At 58.4% G+C, this 6992-nt stretch carries 7 protein-coding genes and 1 pseudogene; 4 read left to right on the top strand and 4 right to left on the bottom strand.

Annotation, left to right across the window (positions count from 1 at the left end):
* The coding region (sufC, locus tag COLINT_RS02740) for a Fe-S cluster assembly ATPase SufC (RefSeq protein ID WP_006722810.1) at positions 1-773 on the bottom strand (773 nt) is incomplete at its 3' end.
* A 194-nt stretch (positions 774-967) separates the two neighbouring features.
* On the opposite strand from sufC, the gene COLINT_RS02735 reads away from it, so the two are divergent.
* A complete protein-coding gene (locus COLINT_RS02735) occupies positions 968-1459 on the top strand; it encodes an RrF2 family transcriptional regulator (RefSeq protein WP_006722809.1) in 492 nt (163 codons plus the stop codon).
* A 288-nt stretch (positions 1460-1747) separates the two neighbouring features.
* On the opposite strand, the pseudogene COLINT_RS02730 reads toward COLINT_RS02735, so the two are convergent.
* A pseudogene (locus COLINT_RS02730) lies at positions 1748-2017 on the bottom strand (ABC transporter ATP-binding protein); the annotation flags it as partial.
* Positions 2018-2160: 143 nt separating this feature from the next.
* Between COLINT_RS02730 and COLINT_RS02725 the strand changes: the two are divergent.
* The 3 genes from COLINT_RS02725 to COLINT_RS08835 all read left to right on the top strand — a co-directional run bounded on the left by COLINT_RS02725 (position 2161) and on the right by COLINT_RS08835 (position 4992).
* Positions 2161-3267, top strand: a complete 1107-nt coding sequence (locus COLINT_RS02725; RefSeq protein ID WP_006722807.1) for an ATP-binding protein — start codon at positions 2161-2163, stop codon at positions 3265-3267.
* A gap of 345 nt (positions 3268-3612) precedes the next feature.
* Positions 3613-4368: a hypothetical protein gene (locus COLINT_RS02720; RefSeq protein ID WP_006722806.1), complete on the top strand. Its 756-nt coding sequence runs from the start codon at positions 3613-3615 to the stop codon at positions 4366-4368.
* A gap of 291 nt (positions 4369-4659) precedes the next feature.
* On the top strand, positions 4660-4992 hold the full coding sequence (locus COLINT_RS08835) for an integrase core domain-containing protein (RefSeq protein WP_084743328.1): 333 nt from the start codon (positions 4660-4662) through the stop codon (positions 4990-4992).
* A 99-nt stretch (positions 4993-5091) separates the two neighbouring features.
* Here COLINT_RS08835 and COLINT_RS02715 read toward each other — a convergent pair whose 3' ends face one another.
* Positions 5092-5847 carry an ABC transporter ATP-binding protein gene (locus COLINT_RS02715; RefSeq protein WP_006722804.1) on the bottom strand — a complete coding sequence of 252 codons (756 nt, stop codon included), beginning with the start codon at positions 5845-5847 and terminating at the stop codon, positions 5092-5094.
* Positions 5848-5974: 127 nt separating this feature from the next.
* Positions 5975-6799 carry an ABC transporter permease gene (locus tag COLINT_RS02710; RefSeq protein WP_006722803.1) on the bottom strand — a complete coding sequence of 275 codons (825 nt, stop codon included), beginning with the start codon at positions 6797-6799 and terminating at the stop codon, positions 5975-5977.
* Positions 6800-6992: the final 193 nt, after the last annotated feature.

Raw genomic sequence — 6992 nt, 5'->3', positions numbered from 1 at the left:
TGCTCGGCGGCGAGCTGCGCGGCGGCCTCGCGCTCAAAGGAATCGAAGCCGTTTGCGTCGATCCAGGGGATGAGGGAGGCGTCGTCCTCGCGGACGATGCGGCCGTTGACCATCACATGGACGCGGTCGACCTCGAGATGCTCGAGGATGCGCGTGTTGTGGGTGATGATGACGAGCGAGCCGTCGGTGCTCTTGCGGTAGGCGTCCATGCCGCGGGAGACCACGCCGAGGGCGTCGACGTCCAGGCCGGAGTCAGTCTCGTCCAGGATGGCGAGCTTAGGTTGGAGCAGCAGCAACTGCAGCATCTCGACCTTCTTCTTCTCACCGCCGGAGAAGCCCACGCCCAGCTCGCGATTGAGGTAGGCGGTGTCCATGTCGAGTTCGGCGGCGAGCTCCTTCACGCGGCGGCGGAACTCCTTGCCCTTCATCTCGAGGCCGGGGCGGCCGGCGATTTGCGCGCGCAGGAAGCTCGAGAGCGGCACGCCGGGGATCTCGACGGGGGCCTGGAAGGAGAGGAAGAGGCCGGCGCGAGAGCGCTTGTCGGGGGAGAGGTCGGTGATGTCCTGGCCGTCGAAGGTGATGGTGCCTTGCGTAACGGTGTAGACCGGGTCGCCCATGATGACGTGGCCCATGGTGGACTTACCGGCGCCGTTGGGGCCCATGAGGACGTGGGTCTCGCCCGCGCCGACGGCGAGGTCGATGCCCTGGAGGATGGTCTTTTCGTCCACGGAGGCGGTGAGGCCGGCGATGTTGAGCAGGGGTGTTGCGCTCATATCAAATCCTTTCGAGACGCGCGGGCGCGGTTGCGGCGTATGCGTTGGGGCACGCGGCCGATGTGCGATCCGCGCTAAACTCTAGAAGTTCACTCGGATTAACGATACGATGATAGCCGATTTCTGGGAGAATATGCCGATGTTTCGTCGGTGCTCGTGTTGCTCCACATCGTTTACCGCAAGGGGGTTCGTCCATGCTCATTTCCTCGAAGGGCCGCTATGCGCTCAAGTTGATGATTTACATCGCTGCCATCGGCGGGGATCCGGTGGGGGAGAGCATCAGTGCGGATGCCGTTTCACGTGAGGCCCTCGCGCCTCGTCCGCAGACCAAGGTCTCCTTGCGCGAGGTTGCCGAACGTGAGGGCATTTCCCTCAAGTACCTGGAGCAGCTCGTGCGTCCGCTCATGAACGCGGGGCTGCTGAGGAGTGTGCGCGGCAAGGGCGGCGGTTACGTGCTGGCCAAGCCTGCAGCCGAGGTTCGCGCTGGGGATATCTTGCGCGCGGCGGAGGGTGAGCGCTCGACCGTTGCGTGCGAGGGGCTCGATGGTGCTTGTGGCCGTAGCGACCTATGCTCCACCGTGAAGTTTTGGACGGGCCTTGAGGAGACGATCGATGCCTATGTCGACGGCGTGACCCTCGCCGAGCTTGCACACGTGCCGGAGATTAAGGTGAATATCGAGTTGTAGGCTTATGGGTTCTGCTGCGCGGTGCCCTGCCCGCTGTTCGAATGCGGACGTATGCAGAGATCCGTCTAGATCGCAAGAAAATATGCAAGCAGAGAGGCTTCGCCTTCTACCTGAAAATGAAAGTGTACGTTTTGGGGAAGGTTTTGAGGCCGCACGCCCAGTGTGACTGCGGATATTTTCCTGCGACCTGGTGTTTTTCTGCGACCGGCGTTCGTGTTGCACGAGAAACGGCAGAAAACTATCCCCAAAACATACAGTTATATAAATCCAACCTGAATTGCGTGGCGCCTACGCGAACTGCGCGCGATATGCCTTGCAGACTTCGTCGACGGGGCCGTCCATGCGCAGGTCGCCCTTCTCGATCCAGACCGCGCGCTGGCAGATGCGCTCGACCTGGTCCATGGCGTGGCTCACGAACAGGACGGTGGCGTGGCCATCGTCGATGAAGTGCTGGATGCGCTTCTCGCATTTCTCCTGGAAGAACACGTCGCCAACGGAGAGCGTCTCGTCAACGATGAGGATGTCCGGCTCGGTGATGGTGGCAATGGCGAAAGGCGGTGATGCGATGATTGGTGGACTTGCAATTGGAAGGGGAGAGCTTTTTGAAACATAGACTCTTGACGATTAGAGCGATTCGGTCGATTTCGTCGATTTGAGCGATATAATCAATTAAAGGAGAACGGCTGGATGGGTGATGTCTAATGGCACGTTCAAAGAAGTATTTCAATCCGTTTAAGCCCAGCGCTGGGGCCGAGCCCCCGCGTATCATCGGCCGAGATCAGGTTGTCTTGGATTTTGTTGGGGCGCTTGAAGGTGGCGTGGGCGCTCCTGCCCGCTTGATGAGGGTGACGGGGCCGAGAGGATCGGGGAAGACCGTCCTGCTTACCGATCTGGGTTCGCGTGCTCAAGATATCGGCTGGAATGTGGTCAATATCACTGCGGGCATCAACATGTTGGATGATTTGATACACGAATTGAGCCCCGATTCGTCGGTCGACTCGCTCTCCGTAGCCGGTAACGCTGCGATCGCGTCCGGAGAAGCGGTCATGAAAGTCAAGCATCCGAATCTGCGTGCGCTGATGAAGCGCTGCTGCGGCAAAAGCAAAGGGCTTGTCATCACAATTGACGAGGTACAAGACGCCCCGATCGAGGCCATGCAGCTCATCGCCGGTTCGGTGCAGCACCTCATCAGGGAGAAGAAGGACATCTCGTTGGTGTTCGCGGGGCTCCCGATGGGGGTCATGGACCTGATCAACGGCAAGGCGCTGACGTTTTTACGGCGCGCTCAAAGCGAGGAGCTCGATTTCATCAGTCTTATCGAAGTGAGGCTTTCGTTCAGGGACGGGTTCGCCGTCTCGGGGCTGATCCTCAGGGACGAGCAGCTCGAGATGATGGCGCGGGCGACAGCGGGTTATGCGTATCTGATTCAGCTGATTGGGTATTACGTCTGGCGTTTTGCGGACCTGCATCGCGCGAGGTCGATGGAGGTATCCGATGAGGACGTGCGCCTGGGCATAGAAAATGCCATGACGAGGTTTCACGAAGTGGTGCATGAGCCCGCGATCTCTAGGGTCACCAAGGGTGCCATGGAGTATCTCGTCGCGATGGCCCAAGAGGGCGAGCGTGCTTCGACCGCCGATGTCGCGAAGAGAATGGGAAGGGAGCCAAAGGCCACGAGCTCATTCCGGCGTTCGCTCATACAGCGCGAGGTGATCCAAAGCCCCGTCCGCGGCTATGTCGAGTTCTCTGTTCCATTTTTGAGGGAGTACGTGCTGGAAAACGCAGATGAGTTGCTTGATAGGTACTGACTGGCATTGAGTGCTGACCGTATAGGAGATAAGTCCAGCAGATTGTGTTTAGCCAATAGCTTTTGACCGAAAGGCCATCGGGATTTGAGCGTCTGAGCACTACGCGCGTGCATGTCTCTGAGTACCTAATGGCAGCCATCTCGCATATTCCAAGTGGATGCCGGGCGAAGCGCATCTCCTGCCGCGCTCGTCCGGTGCGATTGTGATGAAGTTGTCTGAGTTGGGGATTTTAGTCTGACGCGTTTGGCCGAGAGACGCGACAGTCGATTTCACAGGTCAAGCTTGTATGGGGATGGCTGGCATTGTATGGCGATGCCAGCTGCGACCTTATAGAAAGGAATATGTATGGAAATCAAGGATCTGGCTCGGCTATGGAACAGGGAGCTGAAATCGGGGGTGAGCAAACATGGGAAAACGCCCGTGCGTATGTTTGAAATATTCAAAGAGATATTTCCAATTTCGAGCAGCCCGATCCTGTCTGCCCTCTTCGGTATTTGGATACTTGTGGTTTATCTCTTGTTCTGCGTTGACGTCCAGGGCGTAGTTTTCTATCACGTCATACGAGCTCCTGCTTACGCTTTGCTTGTATATCTCGTTTTATTTGGCTTTGCAAGACTGCGCAGCGATGCCTTGCCTGCTGATAATATGCTCCGCAGGGATCAAGTTGCACATGACATGAGGTCTTTTCTTGGACGGTACGGTTATAGTGACGTGCGAGTGATTAAGTTGCTCCATTCCGAAACCTTGTGTGTCCTTAATCGAACATCGGGAAAGGACTGGGTTACTCGCTATTTGCCCGTGATTATTGCCTCTGTCATTTCGCCACTTGGCTCTTTTCTGGTTAACTCGGTCGCAGGCCTTGATGACTTGGGGGCAGTAATCATATGCATGATGGCATTCGGTGTCTTTATGTGCCTGGTTATCTATGTCCCGGATTTGTTCCTGCGGACGATTCTCGATCATTGCCCATATACTCGGACTGAAGTGCAACGTTTCTACGATGATCTCACGTCGCTTCTTTTGCATCTAGAAGTTGGAAATTGGGAGGAGGCGTCGGAAAAGGTAGAAGGTCTTGATTCGGGGCGAGGATCGGATCGATGATAGCTAGCTGTTAAGCGCAAGACGTTGTTTGCATCTTGATGGCGACAAATAGGGAGGCCTCGCATGCTGCGAGTTGTCTAGACGAACAGCAGAGGAGTCTTCCAATGGAGCAGCATCCTAACGTAAGGCTCACCACGAGGGGGAGGGAGGCCCTGGCTTCCCGGATAGAATCGGGCGTTCCGGTCGCCGATGCCGCCCTCCAAATGGGCGTAAGCCAACAGACGGCAAGCAAGTGCCTGCGCCGCAGCAGGTCCTGGTAGGGGCTGGGCGAGAATTGTGGCGAGGCGCGGGATGCCAGGATCGCCGACACCGACCGGGTCGCCGGCGAGGTCCGGAGGCGCGGCCCTGCCACCCTCCCCGTACGCTACGAGCGCGAGAGGCCCGGAGAGCTGGTCCACGTGGACGCCAAGAAGGTCGCGAGGATCCCGGACGGTGGCGGCCGGAGGGCCCGTGGGGAATCCGTCCTCGCGGGCTCGGCACGTCTACACGAGGCCCTACAGCCCGTGGAAGAACGGTAAGGTGGGGCGGATGAACCGTATCGTCGCGCAGGAGTGGCAGTACGGAAGGGCTAGGGAGAGCGAGGCCGGGAGGGCGGACGCCCTCCCGGCCTTCATTGAGCGCTAAAAATGTGAGCGTCCGCACAGCACGTGCGGGGGCCTGCCGCCCATGTCGCGCATCGTCGGTGCAAGCAACCTGTCGACACACAACAGCTAGTTCGCCTGCCTATGCGAACTGTGCGCGATATGCTTTGCAGACTTCGTCGACGGGGCCGTCCATGCGCAGGTCGCCCTTCTCGATCCAAACCGCGCGCTGGCAGATGCGCTCGACCTGGTCCATGGCGTGGCTCACGAACAGGACGGTGACGTGGCCATCGTCGATGAAGTGCTGGATGCGCTTCTCGCATTTCTCCTGGAAGAACACGTCGCCAACGGAGAGCGTCTCGTCTACGATGAGGATGTCGGGCTCGGTGATGGTGGCGATGGCAAACGCGATGCGCGCGACCATGCCGGAGGAGAAGTTCTTCATGGGCATGTCTACGAAATCGGGCAGCTCGGCAAACTCCACAATCTCCTGGAAGTGCGCGTCGATGAACTCCTCGGTGTAGCCGAGCAGGGCGCCGTTGAGGTAGATGTTCTCGCGTGCGGTGAGCTCGAGGTCAAAACCCGCGCCAAGTTCGATCAGGGGCGCGATGTTGCCTCGCACGATGCACTCGCCCTCGCTGGCTTCGAGCACACCGGCGATGATCTTGAGCATGGTGGACTTGCCCGAACCGTTGGTGCCAACCAGGCCGACGACCTCGCCGGGCTTCACCTTGAAGGAGATGTTCTTGAGTGCTCGGAACTCGGTGAAGAACAGCTCGTGCTTCATCAGCTTGATGAAGTACTCCTTGAGGTTATTGAGCTGCTCGGACGCCATGTTGAAGATCATGGTGACGTCGTTGACTTCGATGGCGTATTCAGAAGATGCGGGCTTACCCATGGAGGAGATCCTTCGGTAGTTCGGACGGGAGTGCGGGTCGCGGGAGGCGGTGCGCTGTGGGTGCGATTCTGCTCGTGGACAACCTGGTCGGGTTGGCGTGGGAGTCGCTCCTTAGGCGGTGCGCGGTTTAGATGTACAGAATGAACTTGTGCTGGGTCTTGCGGAATACGAGGATGCCGATGCCGAGCATGATGACCGCCCAAATGACGCATAGGCCGAGCGTCTGCATCGAGGGGTTTTGGTTCCACAGGAAGATGTCACGCATGAAAGTGACAAAGCCGTACATGGGGTTGAGCTCGACGATGGACATGACCCAAGCGGGCGCGCCGTTTGCGGCGAGCTGTGTGGGAACCCAGAAGATAGGTGTGAGATACGTCCAGGCGGTGAGGATGACGCTCCACAGGTGAACGACATCGCGGAAGAAGACGGCGAGGGAGCCCACGATCAGGCCGATGCCGGAGCAGAAGAGCACGAGCAGGAACAGGCAGACGGGCAGCCAGATGATGTGCCAGGTGGGTACAACGCGGAACCACAGCATGACGAGCGCGACGGCGACCAGTGAGAAGGTGAAGTTCACGAGCGCGAACAGGACTTTCTGGACCGGGAAGACGAAGCGCGAGACGCGGACCTTCTTGAGCAGCGGGGCGGCGTCGATGAACGACATGAGGGCCTGGCTGGTGGACTCAGACATGAAGGAGAACGTGATGTTGCCCAGGATGAGGTAGAGCGGGTAGTTCTCGATGTCGGCGCGGAAGACGAACGAGAACACCACGCTCATGACGATCATCATCATGAGGGGGTTGAGGACCGACCACGCGATACCGAGGACGCTGCGGCGGTACTTGCGCTTGAAGTCCTTGGTGACGAGCTGTTTCAAGATGAAACGGTTCTTATCGAGCTCAGTTTTTGCGAACGGCTGAATGTCAGCGGAGGCGGTAGCGGTTTCTGCCACGAGCGACGCTCCTAGAGTTAGCGGTTGTTGGTTCAATCTTCGAGTTTACCATGCGTCCGTTCTGGGCACCGTTTCTGCACGGGGAGGGAGGGGAGAGGTGCGGATTTCTGGAAGGCCGACCTAGGGTGGACGGATCAAAATGAATCAAAAGCCACTTTGGTGCATGATGGGATTCGATACAGATAGCTTACAT

This window comes from Collinsella intestinalis DSM 13280 (genome assembly GCF_000156175.1).
GTDB classification, from domain to species: Bacteria; Actinomycetota; Coriobacteriia; order Coriobacteriales; family Coriobacteriaceae; genus Collinsella; species Collinsella intestinalis.
This window is presented reverse-complemented; position numbering and strand designations above follow the sequence as displayed.